Origin of the sequence: Bradyrhizobium sp. Tv2a-2 (assembly GCF_000472425.1) — a bacterium.
Classification (GTDB): domain Bacteria; phylum Pseudomonadota; class Alphaproteobacteria; order Rhizobiales; family Xanthobacteraceae; genus Bradyrhizobium.
Genome location: NZ_AXAI01000007.1, coordinates 253,175 through 271,158 on the forward strand (window position 1 = coordinate 253,175; position 17,984 = coordinate 271,158).

Genomic DNA, 17,984 nt, shown 5'->3' on the forward strand with positions numbered 1-17,984 from the left:
ATGGTTCGCGCATCCCGCCTCGTTTGCAGAGCAACTGTTCTGAAGTAGCCTGGTGATCGGTCGGCCTCAAGGCTGGCGCAGCGCGCCACCGCCTTCGGCGGCTTGCGGCCTTGACTCCGTCCGCGCCCCAGTCTGTTGGCTGTCCAAGCGCTCGGGCGAAACGCGTCGCGAGAATATAGAGTCGCGAGAACATAGAGGCGTGTCAGCAGCCGTGCCGCGGCGCATCCTTCGAGACGGCACTTTGCATCGCCGGGAGAACCACGAAGGTCCCGCCGCGCGCCAAGTTCTGATCAGATCGCGTGGCTGTTTGAGAATTGAATCGGAAAGCCCCGACACCGTCGTCCCGGCGCAAGCCGGGGACCCACAACCCAGGCAGGTGCTTTGCGAAGAACGACAGCCGGCGTGCGTCGCAGATAGACTCAGCGGATGGCCGATACGTCGTGCTGATGAAGGCGACGGCCCGCTTTCGCCGCCGGCCTTACTTCGTCGCGGAAAAGCGGTTGTCGAAGGAGTTCGACGAGACGATCGGCTGGGCGCCGGCGACGATGGCGTCCTTCGAGGAGGATGCCGACGGATCGGAGGCGGACTGGCTGCCGGAGATCGACGGCTTGAGGGCCGGTGGGTTGGCGGCCTGCCTGGTCTCGGCCGGCTTCGCCTTCGGCTTTGCCTCGCCCGTCTTCGACTTGGCAGACGCCGTGGCCTGTGCGGGCGGCGGCGTCGTCGCCGTGGTGTCGGCGGTCGCACCCCCGAGCCCCATCTTGTGGGCAAGGCTTGAGAAGAAACCGTCGGACTGCGCGCCGCTGGCGGCGGACGCCACGCGCGTCGGCGCAGGTGTTGCGGTGGCGGGCACCGAGGCCGGCGCGGCTGCGACGACCGGCTGCTGGTCTTTCGCGTCGGGGGCATGCGGCGGGTTGACGGTTCCGGGGATCGTGCCCGGCAGGCGCGAATTGGCGACCAGCGACAGACCCTGTTCGTCGCCACCGTCGGACAGGCCGGTCGAGGCGCCCGGCACATGGGAGGCGAACAGCTTGTTCATGCCGCCGTCGATGCCCGTGTTGAGTTTTGCAACCGGCGTGTCCTTGGAGACCAGCTTGGCGTATTCGGCGTCGTCCTGCGCCTGCTTCTCGCGCACGAGGCTCGCCAGCTCGTCGGGGATCACGTAAGCCGGACATTTCGCGGACGCCTCGAACACCGGGTCGCGCTTGGCGTCGGGTGCTTTCGCAGCGTCGAACACGTAATGCTTGTCGCAGAAGTCGACCTTCGGCTCCTGGTGCGTCACCTCGAAATGATCATAGCCTTCCTTGATCATCTTCCAGAAGGCCATGTTCGGATTGTTGCGGTGCTTGGCCATGTTCACCGGCGTCATCCGGAATGGGAACGCGTCGAACTGGAACGCCTTCTGCCCGCCGAAAAACGACTCGCGCCCGAGCGCATAAATCTCCGCGATCTGCTCATCCGTCATGGCGTAGCAGCCGCGCGACGAGCAATCGCCATGCACCATCAGCTCCGAGCCGCTGCGGCCAAGCGAGCGGTCATAAGCATTGGGGAAGCCGGTGTTGAACGAGAGGTAATAGGCCGAGCGCGGGTTCATCTGCGCCGGCGAGATCGCATAGAAGCCCTCCGGCGCCTGGCGGTCGCCTTCGCGCACCTTGGGGCCAAGATCGCCGGACCAGCGGCAGATCGGGTAGGTCTTCAACAGCGCGAACTTGCCGGAGCGATCCTGCTTCCAGACCTCAAGCTCGGCCTCCTGCTTGAACAGGCGGATCAGGATCGGTGACTGCAGATCCATGTCCTTCTCGACCATCGCCGCGAGCAGCTTGGGCGGGACAGGTTGGTTGGCCTTGGCGTTGGCTGCGAGCGAAACCTGATCGGTATCGCAGCCAGCCAGCGACACGCCGACGACTGCAAGCGCAGCCGAAGCCAAAAGCGCGCGAACCAGCGAGCGGTTGATCAATGCAGAAGCTCCACACCCACCGGGCAATCGAGCCAACCCCGTTTAGCGGCGCGACACCCTGAAGCCATCAGACCCAACAGATCCGAAGATCCAAGAGATCCGAGCAGCAACCCAAGTCCAGACCCAAGTCGTTGACCCCGGCCGTTCGAGACCTGAAGCCATTGACTAAAATACTAACCTTTGGCCCCCTGCGCCGCAACCTGTACGGCTCCTGCCAGGAGGATCGATACCCCTATAGTCAATGGAAGATAAATACGGCTCTTCGGCCTAATTGCGACCAAGTGGGGCCGCCGTCCCCTGGAAGGGAACAAAATTTGCGCCGCGACCATGGAAGCGCGGAAATGGCCGAGAATCGGGTCGATTCAGACCAGTTTCCGGCCGATATCGAGGAATTTTTGTCGCCGCTGCTTGCGGATGGCCTCGCCATCCAGCCCCCGCAGCTCGTCGAAGGCACGGCCGATTGCCTCGCCCGTGGCGTTGATCATGGCCGCAGGGTCGCGATGGGCGCCGCCGACCGGCTCCTTCAAGATCGCGTCAATAACGCCAAAGCGAAGCATGTCCTGGGCGGTGATCTTCATGCTGTTGGCGGCTTCCTGGGCCTTGGTGCCGTCGCGCCAGAGAATCGAGGACGCCGCTTCCGGCGAGATCACGCTGTAGATCGCGTGCTCCAGCATCAGAACGCGGTTGGCGGTGGTGATGGCGATCGCGCCGCCCGACATGCCCTCACCGGTCACGATCGCGACATTGGGCACGGAGAGCGAGAGACAGGCATCGGTGGAGCGGGCGATGGCTTCCGCCTGGCCGCGCTCCTCGGCGCCGATGCCTGGATAGGCGCCGGCGGAATCGACGATCGACAGCACCGGAATGCCGAAACGCTCGGCCATTTCCATCAGTCTGACCGCCTTGCGGTAGCCCTCCGGCCGGGCCATGCCGAAATTGTGCTTGATTCGGGAGTCGGTCGAGTTGCCCTTCTCCTGGCCCATCACGCAGATGCTCTCGCCGCGGAAGCGGCCGAAGCCGCCCATCAGCGACTGGTCCTCGCCGAATTTGCGGTCGCCGGCGAGCGGGGTGAAGTCGGTGATCAGGCCGGCGATGAAATCGCTGAAATGCGGCCGCTGCGGGTGGCGCGCCACCAGCGTCTTCTGCCAGGGCGTAAGGCCGGCATAGAGGTCGGCCAGCGCCTGCGCCGCCTTCTCCTCGATCCGCGCCACCTCCTCGCTGATATCGGTGCCGGAGGCCGCAAGCGCGCGCAGCTCGTCCACCTTGGAATCGAGCTCGGCGACAGGCTTTTCGAAGTCGAGATAGGAGCGCATCTGGTCCGGCATCAGGTCAATATAGGTTGTGGCGGGCCTGGGGGCGAAGCGGGTTTCGAAGCGCGCCCGAAAGGCGCGTGTTTTCAATCGGTTGGTCGAGTGGTTCGGGCGGCGTGCCGCTTCCGTCGAAAGTTGTATCGACGCGGGGACTTAAGCGGAAAGCTCTTTCGGGTGTGTGAAGGCGGAAGTCAAGCGCGACAAGACCCGTTACTTTTCGGAGAGCGGGTGCAGGTCGCGGACCATGGCCTTGAGCCGCTCCTCCACCACATGAGTATAGATCTGGGTGGTCGAGATATCGGTATGGCCAAGCAGAGTCTGCACGATGCGCAGGTCCGCGCCGTTGTGGAGCAGGTGGCTGGCAAAGGCGTGGCGCAGCACGTGCGGGGAGACCTGGCGCGCCGACAGGCCAGCAGCGACCGCGAGATCCTTGAGGTCGCGAGCAAAATGCTGGCGCGTCAGATGGCCGCTTTCGCCGAAGGACGGAAACAGCCATTTGGAGGCGGCGCTGGCCTTGCCCTTTGCACCCTTCGTGGCCTCCATCGCGGCGAGATAGTCCGCCATCGCCTGGCGCGAGGCGTCGTTGAGCGGCACGAGCCGCTCCTTGCTGCCTTTGCCGCGCACCACGATCATGCGGGCATCGCGGGTTGCGGCCGAGCGCGGCAGCGTCACGAGTTCGGAGACGCGCAGCCCCGTGGCGTAAAGCACCTCGAGGAGGCAATAGAGCCGCATGGCGCGCAGCCGCTGGGTCGGCGAGGCGCTGGCTCCTTGCGTCGCCTCCTTGGCATGCGACAGCATGCGGTCGACGTCCGCGATCGACAGCACCTTGGGCAGGCTGCGGCCGCGCTTTGGCCCGGACAGGATCGCGGCCGGATCATCGCTGCGGATGCGCTCATTGAGCAGGAAGCGGAACAGATGGCGCGCCGCCGACAACCGCCGTGCCACGCTGGAGGATTTGAAGCCGCGTGTATCGAGATCGGCCAGATAGGCCCGCAACGCCTCGGTCGTGGCGCCGGCAAGATTCTGGCCGGTCTTGCCGAGGAATTCGGACAGATCGGTCAAATCGCGCCGGTAGGCGTCAAGCGTGTTCGCGCCGGCGCCTTGTTCGGCCGCCAGCATGTCGAGGAAGAGGCCGGTCAGCTTCGCGTCGGAGGACTTGGTGCGCATCCGGTATTCCATGCCGGATCATTTCTTCAAAAATTTGTCCGGCGGAATGGTCACCGTCATTTCCCGCGGTCTCGGATTGACGAAGTTTGCAAGCGCGTAAATCGCGCCATAGGCGACGCCGACAATGATGGCGACCACGGTCAGAAAACGGAACAGGCTAGGCATCGGGGAGCCTTAGAAAGGCGTATTAACCATTGAAATCATCCAACATGTTCGCTCCCAACTGGCAAGTGGCTCTGGCAAGCCCCAAGGCCCGGGTAGTATAGGAGGCCTTAAGCGGGACGCTCCCGCGAGACCCCGAGCCTGAAAACACCGTAAACGTATGCCCGAGATCACGTCCTTAGCCAGCACAGGTCCAACGCCCGAGGCCGACATCGTCGCCGCTCTCGGCAATCGGCTTGTCGTGCTGGTCGGCATGATGGGGGCCGGGAAATCGACCATCGGGCGGCGGCTCTCGGTACGGCTGGGGCTGCCGTTCATCGATGCCGACACCGAGATCGAGGCGGCGGCCGGAATGTCGGTCCCGGAGATTTTCGAAACCCATGGCGAACCCTATTTCAGGGACGGCGAGGCACGGGTGATTGCCCGGTTGCTTGAGAGCGGGCCGGCCGTGCTGGCGCCCGGCGGCGGAGCGCTGATGCGCGAGGAGACCCGCCACCGCATCGCCGACAAGGCCGTCTCGATCTGGCTGAAAGCGGATGTCGACGTCATCATGCGGCGGGTGAGGCGCCGCGCCGACCGCCCGCTGCTGCGGACCGCCGATCCCGAGGCGACCGTCACGCGGCTGATCACCGAGCGTGAGCCGCTCTATCAAGCTGCCAACCTGACGATCGCCTCGCGTGACGTGCCGCACGACAAGATCGTCGACGAATGCGTGGACGCGCTGCACGCCTATCTGTGCGGGGGCGCACCCGGAGTAGCTGGAGCCGCAGGATGACCGCGCCGCTGAAACATACCGATCCCGTGGTCGTCGACGTCGCGCTCGGTGACCGCGCCTACGACATTGTCATCGGCCGCGACGTGTTGAGCTCGCTCGGCAGCCGCATCGCCGCCCTTCGTCCCGGCGTGCGCGCGGCGATCGTGACCGATCGCAGCGTCGCCGAACATTGGCTGGAGAAGACCGAGGCCGCGCTGGCGCAGGCCGGGATCGCGAGCTCGCGCATCATCGTCGAGGAAGGCGAGGGCTCTAAGAGCTACGCCACCCTGGAGAAGGTCAGCGAGGCGCTGATATCAGCGAAGATCGAGCGCAACGATCTGGTGATCGCGCTCGGCGGCGGCGTGGTCGGCGATCTCGCGGGCTTTGCGGCCGCGATCCTGCGTCGCGGCGTCGACTTCGTGCAGGTGCCCACGACGCTCCTGGCCCAGGTCGATTCATCGGTCGGCGGCAAGACCGGGATCAACTCGCCGCAGGGCAAGAACCTGGTCGGCGCCTTCCACCAGCCGGTTCTGGTGATCGCCGATACCGCCGTGCTCGACACGCTGTCGCCGCGGCAGTTTCGCGCCGGCTATGCGGAGGTGGCGAAATACGGCGTGCTGGGCGATGCGGCGTTTTTCAGCTGGCTGGAGGCCAATCACGCCGACATCTTCAAGGGCGGGGCTGCGCGCGAGCATGCGATCGCAACCTCCTGCCGCGCCAAGGCCGCGATCGTCGCGCGCGACGAGCGCGAGACCGGTGACCGCGCGCTGCTCAATCTCGGCCATACGTTCGGCCATGCGCTGGAGGCCGCGACCGGCTTCTCGGACCGCCTGTTCCATGGCGAAGGCGTTGCGATCGGAATCGTGCTGGCCGCGGAATTTTCGGCCTCGCTTGGCATGATCGCATCCTCGGACGCGGTCAGGATCGAGCGTCACCTTGCCGAAGCGGGCCTTCCCACCCATCTGCAGCACATCGCGGGATTTTCCCAGGAGGGGCTCGCCGACGCCGACACGCTGATGGCGCTGATGGCCCAGGACAAGAAGGTCAGGCGCGGCAAATTGACCTTTATCCTTTTGGAAGCGATCGGCCGCGCCGTGATAGCAAAGGATGTCGAGCCCGCGCCGGTGCGCGACTTCCTGGCGAAAAAGCTCGCGGGCAACAAATAGCAAGCGCCGAATGGCCTGACAAAATGACCTTGGGTTGGCTGACAATCCTGATCGTGATCGCGCTTTTGGGCGTCTCCGCCTTTTTCGCGGCGAGCGAGACCGCGCTGACCGGCGCGTCGCGCGGCAGCATGCTGCGCCTTGCCAAGCAGGGCAATCGCGATGCGGATATCGTCTCCGAGCTGATGTCCAATCGGGAGCGCCTGATCGGTGCGCTCCTGCTCGGCAACAACATGGCCAATATCGGCGCGTCCGCGCTTGCCACCGGTATTCTCACCGCCTGGTTCGGAGAGGTCGGCGTGCTTTATGCGACCGCTGGCATGACCGCGATCGTCGTGATTTTTGCGGAAGTGCTGCCGAAGACCATGGCCATCAACGCGCCCGACAGGTTCGCGCTGCGGGTGGCCCGGCCGATGCGCGTCACCATTGCCGTGCTGGGACCGCTATTGACCGTGGTCGAGGTCGTGGTGCGGGTTCTCATGCGCGCGCTCGGGGTCAAGGTCGGCGCCAACCAGCCAATCTTGTCGCCGATCGAGCGCCTCCGCGGTGCAGTCGATCTCTTGCACAGCGAAGGCAAAGTGGAGAAGACCGATCGCGACATGTTCGGTGGTCTGCTCGACCTGCGTGAGCTCCAGGTCTCGGACGTGATGGTTCACCGCACCGAGATGGTGACCATCAACGCGGACCTGCCGCCCGAGGACTTGGTGCGGGAGGTGCTCGCCTCCGAATACACGCGGATCCCGCTCTGGCGCGAAAAGCCCGAGAACATCATCGGCGTGCTGCACGCCAAAGACCTGTTGCGCGCCATCCGCGCCTCCGAAGGCGAGACTTCGCGGATCGATGTGTCGACCATCGCGCTGCCGCCCTGGTTCGTGCCGGAAATGCGTCCCGTGTCCGAGCAGCTCAAGGCGTTTCGCCGCCGCAAGACCCACTTTGCGCTTGTGGTTGACGAGTATGGTGAGGTCGAAGGCATCGTCACCCTGGAAGACATTCTGGAAGAGATCGTCGGCGACATCGCCGACGAGCAGGACGTAGTGGTGGCCGGCGTTCGCGCCCAGCCCGACGGCTCGGTGGTGGTCGACGGCTCGGTGCCGATTCGCGATCTCAACCGTGCTATGGACTGGAATCTGCCGGATGAGGAAGCAACCACGGTCGCAGGCTTGGTGATTCACGAAGCGCGCTCGATTCCCGAACGTGGCCAGAGCTTTACCTTTCACGGTTTCCGCTTTCGCGTGCTTCGCCGAGAGCGCAACCGGATCACCGCAATCCGTATTGTCCCGGTGCCGCGCGACGGCGAGCTTGAGGAGCCGCGACCAAAGCGCGCCGGCACGTCATTTTGATCGTACCTTTAATATTGCTGTCATCGTCAGTATTGCTGTCATCGTTCTGCGCACCGGAGAAGTACGGCAGGCCGTTCAAGCCTCTCCCGGCGCCTTGGCATGGAGGGCGAGGGCGTGCACCGAGCCTGCCAGTTCCCCGGCGAGCGTCGCATTAATCATGCGATGGCGTTCGAGGCGGCTCTTCCCTTTGAAGGCTTCCGACACAATATACACACGAAAGTGCGTCTCGCCGCCGGGCCGGTGACCAGCGTGGCCTTCATGCAGATGTGATTCGTCCTGCACATCGAGGCTCTCCGGCAGGAAAGCTTCGCGCAACTTGTTGGTGATAATATCTCTTGTAATCATGGTTGCGGCATTAGATCCGCAGGCTCGTTTCGTCAATGATGTTGGGAGTTGAAGGATTCGCAATGTCAAGACTTGAAGCTTTTTGCATTGCGTAGTCAAAGTCCGCCATGCCGATCGACACAAACAAATTCTTCGACTCCATTCGCATCAACAAGCGGAGTGCGAAGCAGGAAACGCAGGTGCGCCAAACCGCCACGCCCTGCGAGTGGCCTGACTGCAAGAACAAGGGCTCCCATCGCGCGCCCAAGGGCCGCGACAATGCGCGCGAATATTGGCACTTCTGCCTCGACCATGTCCGCGAATACAATCAGTCCTACAATTTCTTCTCGGGCATGAACGCCGATGCCGTCGCCCGCTACCAGAAAGATGCGCTGACCGGCCATCGCCCGACCTGGAAGATGGGCGCCAACACCAGTGCCCGGAAAATGACCGGCAGTGCCGCCGATTTCGACGGCGCCTCCGATCCCTTCAGTGTGTTTGGTGAGCTGAACGGCCGCACCGGCGCCCGGCCGGGTGCCGAGGCCAAGCCCGAGACGCGCAAGATATTCAATGCCGAGCGGAAAGCGCTGCAGGTCATGGGCCTGGACGCCGACGCGACGCTCGGCGACGTCAAGGCCAAGTACAAGGCGCTGGTCAAGCAGCACCATCCCGACGCCAATGGCGGCGACCGCTCCACCGAGGATCGCCTGATCGAGATCATAAAGGCGTACAACTATCTGAAGACGGTGGTGCGCGAAGCCTAAAGCATGATCCGGAAAAGTGTGTAGCGGTTTTCCGAAAAGATCATGCTCAATCAAAAGCATGATCCGGAAAAGTGTGTAGCGGTTTTCCGAAAAGATGACGATTCAACCAAATCCCATCGCGCTTTAGCCCTGGCGGTGGCGGCGGAGATTGCGCTCCGCCGCGTCGGGTCGCGCGCTTTGCGCTAAGAAGGCATCGGCCCGACATAGGACGAGCTTGGCCGGATCAGGCGCCCGGTGCGCTGCTGTTCCCGCGCATGAGCGGTCCAGCCGGCCGCGCGGGCGACCGCAAAGATCGGCGTGAACGCCTGCCGCGGAATGTTCAGGGCGTCGAGCAGAATCGCGGTGAAGAACTCCACATTGGTCTCCAGCGCCCGCTCCGGATTCTTCCGCCGCAGCGCCTCACGGACATAGGCCTCAACCTCGCCGGCGAACGGCAGATCGGTACCGTTGGTGGCGAGCCGCTCGATCGCCGCCCTGAGCACATCGGCGCGGGGATCGCGTACCCGGTAAATGCGATGGCCGAATCCCATCATGCGCTCGCCACGGGCAAGCGCGGCATCCACCCAGGGCTGGATGCGCTCGCGGGTGCCGATTGCATCCAGCATCTCCAGCACCGGCTCGGGCGCGCCACCGTGCAGCGGGCCGGTCAGCGCGCAATAGCCTGCGGTGACGGCCGCGAACAGGTCGGCGTGGGTCGAGGCGACAACGCGCGTGGTGAAGGTCGACGCGTTCATGCCGTGGTCGCACACCGTGACCAGGTAGGCATCGAGCGCGGCGGCCTCGCGCGGGGCGGGCTTGCGGCCGAGCAGCATCGACAGCGTGTCGGCAGCGTGGCCTGTGGTCGGGTCGGGCGCGACGGGCACGGCACCATTCGCCCGCTGCACCAGGGCGCCGGCAATCACCGGAAAAGCGCCGACGATGGTCGCCTCGTGCTCAAGTCCACTTTCGGCGCGCAGGCCGGCGATGGCGGCGCGAAAGCCGTCGACGATCGAGAGGCCGCGCGTGGCCGCAAGCAGCTCGGGAAGCCGGGCGAAGGCACGGGCGCGGGCCGCGCCAAGGCTCGCGCGGACGTCGGCCTCGCTCAAGCGGTGTCCGGTGGCGCCGTTCCACAGCCGCGCCGTGACGCCCTCAAAGCTCGACTGGGCGGCGAGGTCGGCGACGCGCTCGCCGGCGATGATGAGCTCGCCACGCTCGCCATCGACATGGCTCAAGACGGTCTCCGCGGCCGGAACGCCGTCCAGCCCGATCTGGCTCTTGGTGAGATGGATATTCATGGGCCGTTCTCCTTTCAGGCTTTGAAAGGTGAGGCGGCTCGACACATTGATCAATCTTGATTATGCTAATCAATATGAAAAAAACCGATGCGCTCTACCTCTCGGCCAGAGAGGCCGCTGCCGAGCTCGCGATCTCACCGGCGACGCTCTACGCCTATGTCAGCCGCGGGCTGATCCGTTCCGAGCCGTCGCCGGACTCACGCAGCCATCGCTACCGCGCCGAGGACGTGCGGGACTTGAAGGAGCGCCGCGTGCCGTCGCCGGAGCCGAAGGGGCTGCGCAGCTTCGATCCGGATCTGCCGGTGCTGGATTCTTCGATCTCGACCATCACCGAGAACGGTCCGATCTATCGCGGCGTGAATTGCGTGGAGCTCGCTGAAAAAGGCACGCTCGAGCATACCGCCACGTTGTTGTGGGACGTGACCGGGGTCGACCCGTTTGCGGCCGACAATTGCCCGCACATCTCCGAGGAAATGCGCGCGGTTGCCGAGGCCGCACGGCGGGCGGCGCCGATCGACCGGGCGATTGCCGTGCTCGTGCTCGCGACCAGCGCAGATCCCGGCGCCTTCACCCGCGCACATGACGGCCGCGCCATGGTCGGCGCCCGCATGTTGCGGCTTATGGTTGCGACCATGCTCAACGGCGTGCCCTCAGCCGAGCCGCTGCATTTGCAGATCGCGCGGGCCTGGGCGCCCGACAACAAGAGCGCTGCCGACATCATCCGCCGCGCGCTGGTGCTGCTGGCCGATCACGAGCTCAACGCCTCGACATTCACGGTGCGCTGCGCCGCTTCGACCGGCCTCAATCTTTATGACGCCATCATCGCGGGCCTCGTGGCCCTGAAAGGTCCCAAACATGGTGGTGCTGGCGTCCTGGCATCCCGGCTGGTGAAGACGCTTGTCGATCATGACGTGGCGCCCGTGATCCGGGAGCGTGTCGCCTTGGGCGAACGCTTCGCCGGCTTCGGTCACGGCGTCTACAAGCACGGCGATCCTCGCGCGCTGTCGCTGTTGAATGCGCTGACGCGCGCAGGCGCGCCACGGAAATTCACCAAGGAAGTGCCGGAGCGGATTGCGGAAGCCACCGGCGAACTCGTCAACATCGATTACGCGCTGGCGGTGATGGCGCACAGTCTGCGGCTTGCGCCGGGCAGCGAACTGACCTTGTTCGCCATGGCACGCGCTGTCGGTTGGATTGCCCATGCCAGCGAGCAACTGCAGACCGGCGGCCTGATCCGTCCCCGCGCGCGCTATGTCGGTCCGGTCCCTGGGCGCAGCGCCGCCTCGAGTGTGGTGCGCGAAAGTTAGCTCGGACGAACCGGCTGGACGGCCGCGTTCTGACGGCGGCGGAGCGCCCAGGTCACAAGCCCGACGATCGCGGCGCCAAGAATAACCGCCACCATCCAATAGTGCTTGAGGCTGATATGGTGCGGGACACCAAAGCGATGCAGCGCGGAGATGGCCAGGACCCCCGGCAGGACATGCGCCGGGGCCCACAGGAGGACGGCCGGGATGTTCGCGGCGAAAAACTTCATCCGCTCCATGCCGAGCGCTCCAGCCGTGACCGGCACGAAGGCGCGGATCGGGGGTACGAAGCGAGCGAAGAACACCGCCCAGATGCCTCGGCGCCGGAAGAACGCCTCGCTCTGCGCGATCACGGCAGGATATCTGTTCAAAGGCCAGGTGTTCAGAATCTCGTGCTGGGTGCGATGGCCGGCGATGTAAGCCGAGCCGTCGCCAATCAGGGCGCCCGCGATCGCAGCCAGCAGCACCCATTGCAGCTTCAACTCGCCGCCCGGCACCAGCGCGCTCAGCGCAAGGATGATGGTCGAGCCTGGAATGACCGAGCCGACCACCGGAACCGCCTCCAGGAGCGCGGCGAGAAACAGGGTCAGGTAGGCAAGCCAGGCATGCGCCGAGACGAACGCGATCAGCGGATCGATAAAGGAGGCCACAAAATTCCCGTGATGATTCAACGGTCGATCAGACCAGGGACCTACCATAAGTAGGGTTGGGGGGCGAAAGTGCCATCAATCGGCGTTCGAGGCCGCGCGCTATCGAGCCGCGCCCGAAAAGCAAAAGGCCGCATCGATACGCAGGGCAGCCCTCCCAAAACCGCGTCTCATGCATATCTCAATGAAAAAACGACGGAACTTTGATCGGACCCCGGGCTTCTGCGAACCCGTGCCGTCTGCTAGGCTTAGCTGAAGCACCCAACCGCAGCCACCTGCTAGATCTGGTTTCGGGAAAGCCCGCGACCTCGGAGGATGAATGACGACCGCCGCCATGACCAAGATTGAAGAGCCCGTCGGAATGCCCGACATGAAGGTGTCGGTCCGGCAGGTCTTCGGCATCGACAGCGATCTGGAAGTGCCCGCGTACTCGGAAGTCGACCCGCATGTGCCTGAGGTCGATACCGATTACCGTTTCGATCGCGCCACCACGCTCGCCATTCTCGCGGGCTTTGCCAAGAACCGCCGCGTCATGGTCACCGGCTACCATGGCACCGGCAAGTCAACCCACATTGAGCAGGTCGCGGCGCGCCTGAACTGGCCCTGCGTGCGCGTCAACCTCGACAGCCATATCAGCCGTATCGATCTCGTCGGCAAGGACGCGATCGTCGTCAAGGATGGCAAGCAGGTCACCGAATTCCGCGACGGCATTCTGCCCTGGGCGTTGCAGCACAACATCGCGCTGGTGTTCGACGAATATGATGCAGGCCGCCCGGACGTGATGTTCGTGATCCAGCGCGTGCTGGAAGTCTCCGGCCGGCTGACGCTGCTCGACCAGAACAAGGTGATCAAGCCGCATCCGGCGTTCCGCCTGTTCTCCACCGCCAACACGGTGGGGCTCGGCGACACCTCGGGCCTCTATCACGGCACCCAGCAGATCAACCAGGGCCAGATGGACCGCTGGTCGATCGTCACCACACTCAACTATCTCGCCCATGATGAGGAAGTGGAGATCGTGCTGGCCAAGGCGCATCACTACCGCACCCAGGAAGGCCGCGACATCGTCAACAAGATGGTGCGGCTCGCCGACCTCACCCGCAACGCCTTCGCCAATGGCGACCTGTCGACGGTGATGAGCCCGCGCACGGTGATTACCTGGGCCGAAAACTCCGACATCTTCGGCGATGTCGGCTTCGCCTTCCGCGTCACATTCCTCAACAAGTGCGACGAGCTGGAACGGCCGCTGGTGGCCGAGTTCTATCAGCGTTGCTTCAACGCCGAGCTGCCGGAATCCGCCGTCAACGTGGCACTGTCCTGACGATGTCGTCCCGGCCAAGCGAGCTTCCGGCAGCGCCCAGCGTTGTCCGGTCGCAAGTGTCGACCGGGACCTCCGCCGCGGGATTGCTCAATCGAGCGATGCCGCCGGTTTCCCTGCAAGCGACGACCGGCGGTGGTTATGGGTCCCCGCTTTCGCGGGGACGACGGGAATAAGGTTAGATGACAACCTCCAACACCAAATTCCGCACCGGATCAAAGGAAGCGCCGACCGAGCCCTTCAAGCGGGCGGTCACCTCATGTCTGCGCGCGATCGCGAAGGCGCCGGAGCTCGAAGTGAGTTTCGCCGCCGAGCGGCCCGGCCTTGCCCCGGGCAAGGCACGGTTGCCAGAGCCCGCGCGCAAGATGACGCGGCGCGATGCTGCGATCGTGCGAGGACATGCCGATTCGATCGCGCTCAAGCTCGCCTGTCACGATCCCAAGGTGCATCGCAAGCTGATGCCGGGCAATCCGCAGGCACGCGGCGTGTTCGAGGCGGTTGAGCAGGCACGCGTCGAGGCGATCGGCGCGCGGCGCATGTCCGGCGTTGCGAAAAATCTCACCGCGATGCTCGACGATCATTTCCACCGCGGCAAGTTCGATGAGATCACCGATCGCGCCGATGCGCCGCTGTCGGATGCGCTGGCCATGATGGTGCGCGAGCGGCTGACCGGCCTTGCGCCGCCCGCAGCCGCAAAGAAGATGGTCGATCTCTGGCGGCCGATCCTGGAAGACAGGATCGGGACGCGGCTCGACCAGCTCAGCCGCTTCACCGAGGACCAGGCCAGGTTCGGCGACCTCGTGCATGACCTGTTGTCGGCGCTCGATCTCGGCGACGAGCGCAATGCCGACACCGACGAGGACGACGACCAGGACGACAACCGCGAGGGCGAGAGTGATCAGTCCGGCGCGGAAGGTTCGCCCGACAGCGACGCCGCGCAGGAAATGACCGCCGACCAGGCGCAGGCCACGACCGAGGACATGTCGGAAAGCGCGATGGAGAGCGCACAGGCCTCCACCAGCGACACCTTCGACGACGGCGAACTCGGCGACGACGAGACGCCGGGCGAGGCGACGCGGCCGAATAGCCGCGGCGCCAACGAGCCGCGCGGGCCGGAATATCACGCCTTCGCACCGAAATTCGATGAGGTCATTGCCGCCGAGGATCTCTGCGACCATGACGAACTGGAGCGTCTGCGCTCCTATCTCGACAAGCAGCTCGCGCATCTGCAAGGCATCGTGGCGCGGCTCGCCAACCGCCTGCAGCGGCGGCTGATGGCGCAGCAGAACCGCGCCTGGGAATTCGATCTCGAGGAAGGCATCCTCGATCCGGCGCGGCTGTCGCGCGTCGTGGTCGATCCCTATCACCCGCTGTCCTTCATGCACGAGAAGGAGGCGACCTTCCGCGACACCGTGGTGACGCTCTTGCTCGACAATTCCGGCTCCATGCGCGGCCGTCCGATCACGGTCGCTGCGACCTGCGCCGATATTCTCGCCCGCACGCTGGAGCGTTGCGGCGTGAAGGTCGAGATTCTCGGCTTCACCACCCGCGCCTGGAAGGGCGGGCAATCCCGCGAAGCCTGGCTTGCCGCCGGCAAGCCGGCGAATCCGGGACGGCTCAATGACCTGCGCCACATCATCTACAAGGCAGCGGATGCGCCCTGGCGGCGTTCGCGCAAGAATCTCGGCCTGATGATGCGCGAGGGCCTCCTGAAGGAAAACATCGACGGCGAGGCGCTGGACTGGGCGCACAAGCGCCTGCTTGGGCGCCCCGAGCAGCGCAAGATCCTGATGATGATCTCGGACGGTGCGCCGGTCGATGATTCGACCCTGTCGGTCAATCCCGGCAATTATCTCGAGCGGCACCTGCGGCACATCATCGAGGAGATCGAGACGCGCTCCCCGGTCGAGTTGATCGCGATCGGCATCGGCCATGACGTGACGCGCTATTATCGCCGCGCGGTCACCATCGTCGACGCCGAGGAGCTTGGCGGCGCGATCACCGAGAAGCTCGCCGAACTCTTCAGCGAGACCCATACAGCCGCGCCGGCCAAACCGGCCGTCCGGCCGCGCCGGCTACATTCTTAAATTTTAAATAGATGGGCAAAGGGCTCTCGCGCCGCCGCTTTCTCGAAATGTCGGCGGCGGGGCTTTCGGCAGCGTGGGAGCCCGCGCGCGTCCTCGCGCAATCGGCGACACAGTCGCCGCCCAGATCGGCCACCCTTGATGAGCGCTCCGTTACGGCTCCCGCCTCGATCGAGGTCAAGGCGCGGCCGATCCCGTCTTTCGATCCGCGCGACCGTTCGCATGTCCGCTTTGGTTCGCTGGAATATCGCAGCGGGCTGGTGCTGACCTCGTCCTTTCCGGGTTTCGGCGGGCTATCCGGCATTCGTCTCGATGCCAAGGGCGATCGTTTCATTGCACTGAGCGACAAGGGCAGCTGGTTCACCGGCCGAATCCGTTATTCCGGTCGCGACATGGTGGGCCTCGACGAGGTGGAGGCCGCGCCGATGCTGGGGCCCGACGGTCGGCCGATCGTCGCGCGCGGCTGGTTCGATTCCGAATCCATCGCGCTGGACGGCGCGTTCGTCTATGTCGGGCTCGAGCGCGTCAACCAGGTGCTGCGCTTCGATTTCTCTGATGGATTTACCCGCGCCCGCGGCGAAGTGGTGCCGATGCCGGCGGCCGTCAAAAAGCTTCCCAATAACAAGGGGCTTGAGGCGCTGGTCTTTGTGCCGACGGGGCTCCCGCTTGCGGGCACGCTGATCGCGATGTCCGAGCGCGGGCTTGATCGCGACGGCAATCTGGTCGCGTTCCTGGTCAATGGGCCGTCGCCCGGCCAGTTCAGCATCCGCCGCACCGAGGATTTCGATATCAGCGACGCGGTGCTGTTGCCTTCAGGCGATCTGCTGGTGTTGGAGCGGAAATTCTCGCTGCTCTCAGGCGTCGGCATCCGCATCCGCCGCATTCCGCTTGCCACGATCGCCCCCGGCGCGCTGGTCGACGGCCCCGCTATCTTCAACGCCGATCTCGGCCAGGAGATCGATAATATGGAGGGGATCGACGCCCATGTGACAGCGGAGGGCGACACCGTGCTGACCATGGTGTCCGACGACAATTTTTCCCCGATCCAGCGCACGCTGCTCCTGCAGTTTGCGCTCGTCGCGTGAGCGTCGAACTGTGGGCTGACCCGCAAATTCGTGATATCCGCCCGACTGGTAATGTCATGGTGGCGGTCTATGTTACCGTTAAACCCGCCTCAACAATCCCCGGACAGCTCATGAGCGCCCTTTTCACTCCGATCCAGTTGCGTGGCCTGACGCTTGCCAACCGCGTCATGGTCGCGCCGATGTGTCAGTACTCGGCCGACGATGGCGAAGCCAATGATTGGCATTTCACCCATATCAATTCGCTGGCGCTGTCGGGTGCGGCGATGTTCTGCATCGAGGCGACCGGCGTGGAAGCGATTGGCCGCATCACGCCGGGCTGTCTCGGCCTCTGGAACGATGCAACCGAGGCGGCGCTCAAGCCGATCCTGGCCTCCGTCCGCAAGCGTTCCAAGACTGCGGTAGCGATCCAGCTCGCGCATGCCGGCCGCAAGGCGTCCAGCTCGCGGCCCTGGGACGGCGGGCAGCTGATCCCGCCGGCGCAAGGCGGCTGGCAGCCTGTGGGGCCCTCAGCCGTTCAGCAAAAGGACGACGAGGCGCCGCCGCTGGCACTCGATGAGACAGGCCTCGCGCGTATACGTGATGCCTTTGTTGCCTCCGCGCAACGCGCGATGCGGCTCGGGATCGATGCGGTCGAACTGCATGGCGCCCACGGCTATCTCCTGCATCAATTCCTGTCGCCGATTTCCAACCGGCGCACCGATCAATATGGCGGCTCACTGCAAAACCGCATGCGCTTTCCGCTTGAAATCTACGATGCGGTCCGCGCGGTGGTCCCCGCCGACAAGCCTGTCGGCATGAAGGTATCCGCGACTGACTGGGTCGAGGGGGGCTGGGACCTGCCCCAGGCGATCGAACTCGCGACCGAGCTGAAAAAGCGCGGTCTCGACTGGATCGACGTGTCGTCCGGTGGTGTGTCGCCGAAACAGAAGATTACGCTTGGCCCCGGCTACCAGGTACCGATGGCAGAAGCCATCAAGAAGGCCACCGGCCTCACCACCATTGCGGTCGGCCTGATTACCGACGTGCGCCAGGCGGAAGACATCATCGCCTCCGGCAAGGCCGACATGGTCGCCCTCGCGCGCGGCATGCTCTACGACCCGCGCTGGGGCTGGCATGCCGCCGCCGCGCTCGGCGGTCACGTTGCGGCTCCGCCGCCCTATTGGCGAGCCCCGCCACATGAACACAAGGACTTGTTCGGCACTACCAGTTTCGGTGCGCGGTAAGATGGTCCGTTAGTCGCGACGCGATGTCGCGGCGGCGGTACAGCGAGGAAGGCTGTTCCTCGCAGTACCGAAAAGGACTAGAGTGTTTCGAGCGAAGTGGGGACCGGCTCGCGT

16 protein-coding genes are annotated in these 17,984 nt (G+C 64.7%); 9 read left to right on the plus strand and 7 right to left on the minus strand.

What is annotated here, in order from left to right; translation table 11 throughout:
* Positions 1-478: 478 nt before the first annotated feature.
* The 4 genes from A3AI_RS0116310 to A3AI_RS42810 form a co-directional block, all read right to left on the minus strand.
* Positions 479-1,954, minus strand: a complete 1,476-nt coding sequence (locus A3AI_RS0116310) for a L,D-transpeptidase family protein (RefSeq protein WP_024516620.1) — start codon at positions 1,952-1,954, stop codon at positions 479-481.
* A gap of 362 nt (positions 1,955-2,316) precedes the next feature.
* Positions 2,317-3,279 (minus strand): acetyl-CoA carboxylase carboxyltransferase subunit alpha, encoded by a 963-nt coding sequence (locus tag A3AI_RS0116315; RefSeq protein WP_024516621.1) that lies wholly within the window; start codon positions 3,277-3,279, stop codon positions 2,317-2,319.
* Positions 3,280-3,474: 195 nt separating this feature from the next.
* Entirely contained in the window at positions 3,475-4,431 is a 957-nt protein-coding gene (gene xerD, locus A3AI_RS0116320) for a site-specific tyrosine recombinase XerD (protein ID WP_024516622.1), read from the minus strand.
* Between the two features lie 18 nt (positions 4,432-4,449).
* Positions 4,450-4,596 carry a hypothetical protein gene (locus tag A3AI_RS42810; RefSeq protein ID WP_036048509.1) on the minus strand — a complete coding sequence of 49 codons (147 nt, stop codon included), beginning with the start codon at positions 4,594-4,596 and terminating at the stop codon, positions 4,450-4,452.
* Between the two features lie 157 nt (positions 4,597-4,753).
* Here A3AI_RS42810 and A3AI_RS0116330 point away from each other — a divergent pair, with 157 nt between their 5' ends.
* The 3 genes from A3AI_RS0116330 to A3AI_RS0116340 are packed head-to-tail and all read left to right on the plus strand — an operon-like array spanning position 4,754 to position 7,850.
* Positions 4,754-5,368 carry a shikimate kinase gene (locus A3AI_RS0116330; protein ID WP_024516623.1) on the plus strand — a complete coding sequence of 205 codons (615 nt, stop codon included), beginning with the start codon at positions 4,754-4,756 and terminating at the stop codon, positions 5,366-5,368.
* Positions 5,365-6,513, plus strand: coding sequence for a 3-dehydroquinate synthase (gene aroB / locus A3AI_RS0116335; protein ID WP_024516624.1), 1,149 nt, complete (start codon positions 5,365-5,367; stop codon positions 6,511-6,513). The genes A3AI_RS0116330 and aroB overlap by 4 nt, the downstream gene beginning before the upstream one ends.
* A gap of 23 nt (positions 6,514-6,536) precedes the next feature.
* Positions 6,537-7,850: an HlyC/CorC family transporter gene (locus tag A3AI_RS0116340; protein ID WP_156927804.1), complete on the plus strand. Its 1,314-nt coding sequence runs from the start codon at positions 6,537-6,539 to the stop codon at positions 7,848-7,850.
* 75 nt (positions 7,851-7,925) lie between these two features.
* Here A3AI_RS0116340 and A3AI_RS0116345 read toward each other — a convergent pair whose 3' ends face one another.
* Positions 7,926-8,195: a BolA family protein gene (locus A3AI_RS0116345; RefSeq protein ID WP_024516626.1), complete on the minus strand. Its 270-nt coding sequence runs from the start codon at positions 8,193-8,195 to the stop codon at positions 7,926-7,928.
* 107 nt (positions 8,196-8,302) lie between these two features.
* On the opposite strand from A3AI_RS0116345, the gene A3AI_RS0116350 reads away from it, so the two are divergent.
* Positions 8,303-8,938 (plus strand): J domain-containing protein, encoded by a 636-nt coding sequence (locus A3AI_RS0116350; RefSeq protein ID WP_024516627.1) that lies wholly within the window; start codon positions 8,303-8,305, stop codon positions 8,936-8,938.
* A 182-nt stretch (positions 8,939-9,120) separates the two neighbouring features.
* Here A3AI_RS0116350 and A3AI_RS0116355 read toward each other — a convergent pair whose 3' ends face one another.
* Positions 9,121-10,212: a citrate synthase/methylcitrate synthase gene (locus tag A3AI_RS0116355; protein ID WP_024516628.1), complete on the minus strand. Its 1,092-nt coding sequence runs from the start codon at positions 10,210-10,212 to the stop codon at positions 9,121-9,123.
* 74 nt (positions 10,213-10,286) lie between these two features.
* On the opposite strand from A3AI_RS0116355, the gene A3AI_RS0116360 reads away from it, so the two are divergent.
* Positions 10,287-11,519: a citrate/2-methylcitrate synthase gene (locus tag A3AI_RS0116360; RefSeq protein ID WP_024516629.1), complete on the plus strand. Its 1,233-nt coding sequence runs from the start codon at positions 10,287-10,289 to the stop codon at positions 11,517-11,519.
* Here A3AI_RS0116360 and A3AI_RS0116365 read toward each other — a convergent pair.
* Positions 11,516-12,166, minus strand: coding sequence for a DedA family protein (locus A3AI_RS0116365; protein ID WP_024516630.1), 651 nt, complete (start codon positions 12,164-12,166; stop codon positions 11,516-11,518). The genes A3AI_RS0116360 and A3AI_RS0116365 overlap by 4 nt on opposite strands.
* 316 nt (positions 12,167-12,482) lie before the next feature.
* On the opposite strand from A3AI_RS0116365, the gene cobS reads away from it, so the two are divergent.
* The 4 genes from cobS to A3AI_RS0116385 all read left to right on the plus strand — a co-directional run bounded on the left by cobS (position 12,483) and on the right by A3AI_RS0116385 (position 17,870).
* On the plus strand, positions 12,483-13,481 hold the full coding sequence (cobS, locus tag A3AI_RS0116370; RefSeq protein WP_024516631.1) for a cobaltochelatase subunit CobS: 999 nt from the start codon (positions 12,483-12,485) through the stop codon (positions 13,479-13,481).
* Between the two features lie 179 nt (positions 13,482-13,660).
* A complete protein-coding gene (gene cobT, locus A3AI_RS0116375; protein WP_024516632.1) occupies positions 13,661-15,565 on the plus strand; it encodes a cobaltochelatase subunit CobT in 1,905 nt (634 codons plus the stop codon).
* Positions 15,566-15,576: 11 nt separating this feature from the next.
* On the plus strand, positions 15,577-16,647 hold the full coding sequence (locus tag A3AI_RS0116380; RefSeq protein WP_024516633.1) for an esterase-like activity of phytase family protein: 1,071 nt from the start codon (positions 15,577-15,579) through the stop codon (positions 16,645-16,647).
* A 110-nt stretch (positions 16,648-16,757) separates the two neighbouring features.
* Positions 16,758-17,870, plus strand: a complete 1,113-nt coding sequence (locus tag A3AI_RS0116385; protein ID WP_024516634.1) for an NADH:flavin oxidoreductase/NADH oxidase — start codon at positions 16,758-16,760, stop codon at positions 17,868-17,870.
* Positions 17,871-17,984: the final 114 nt, after the last annotated feature.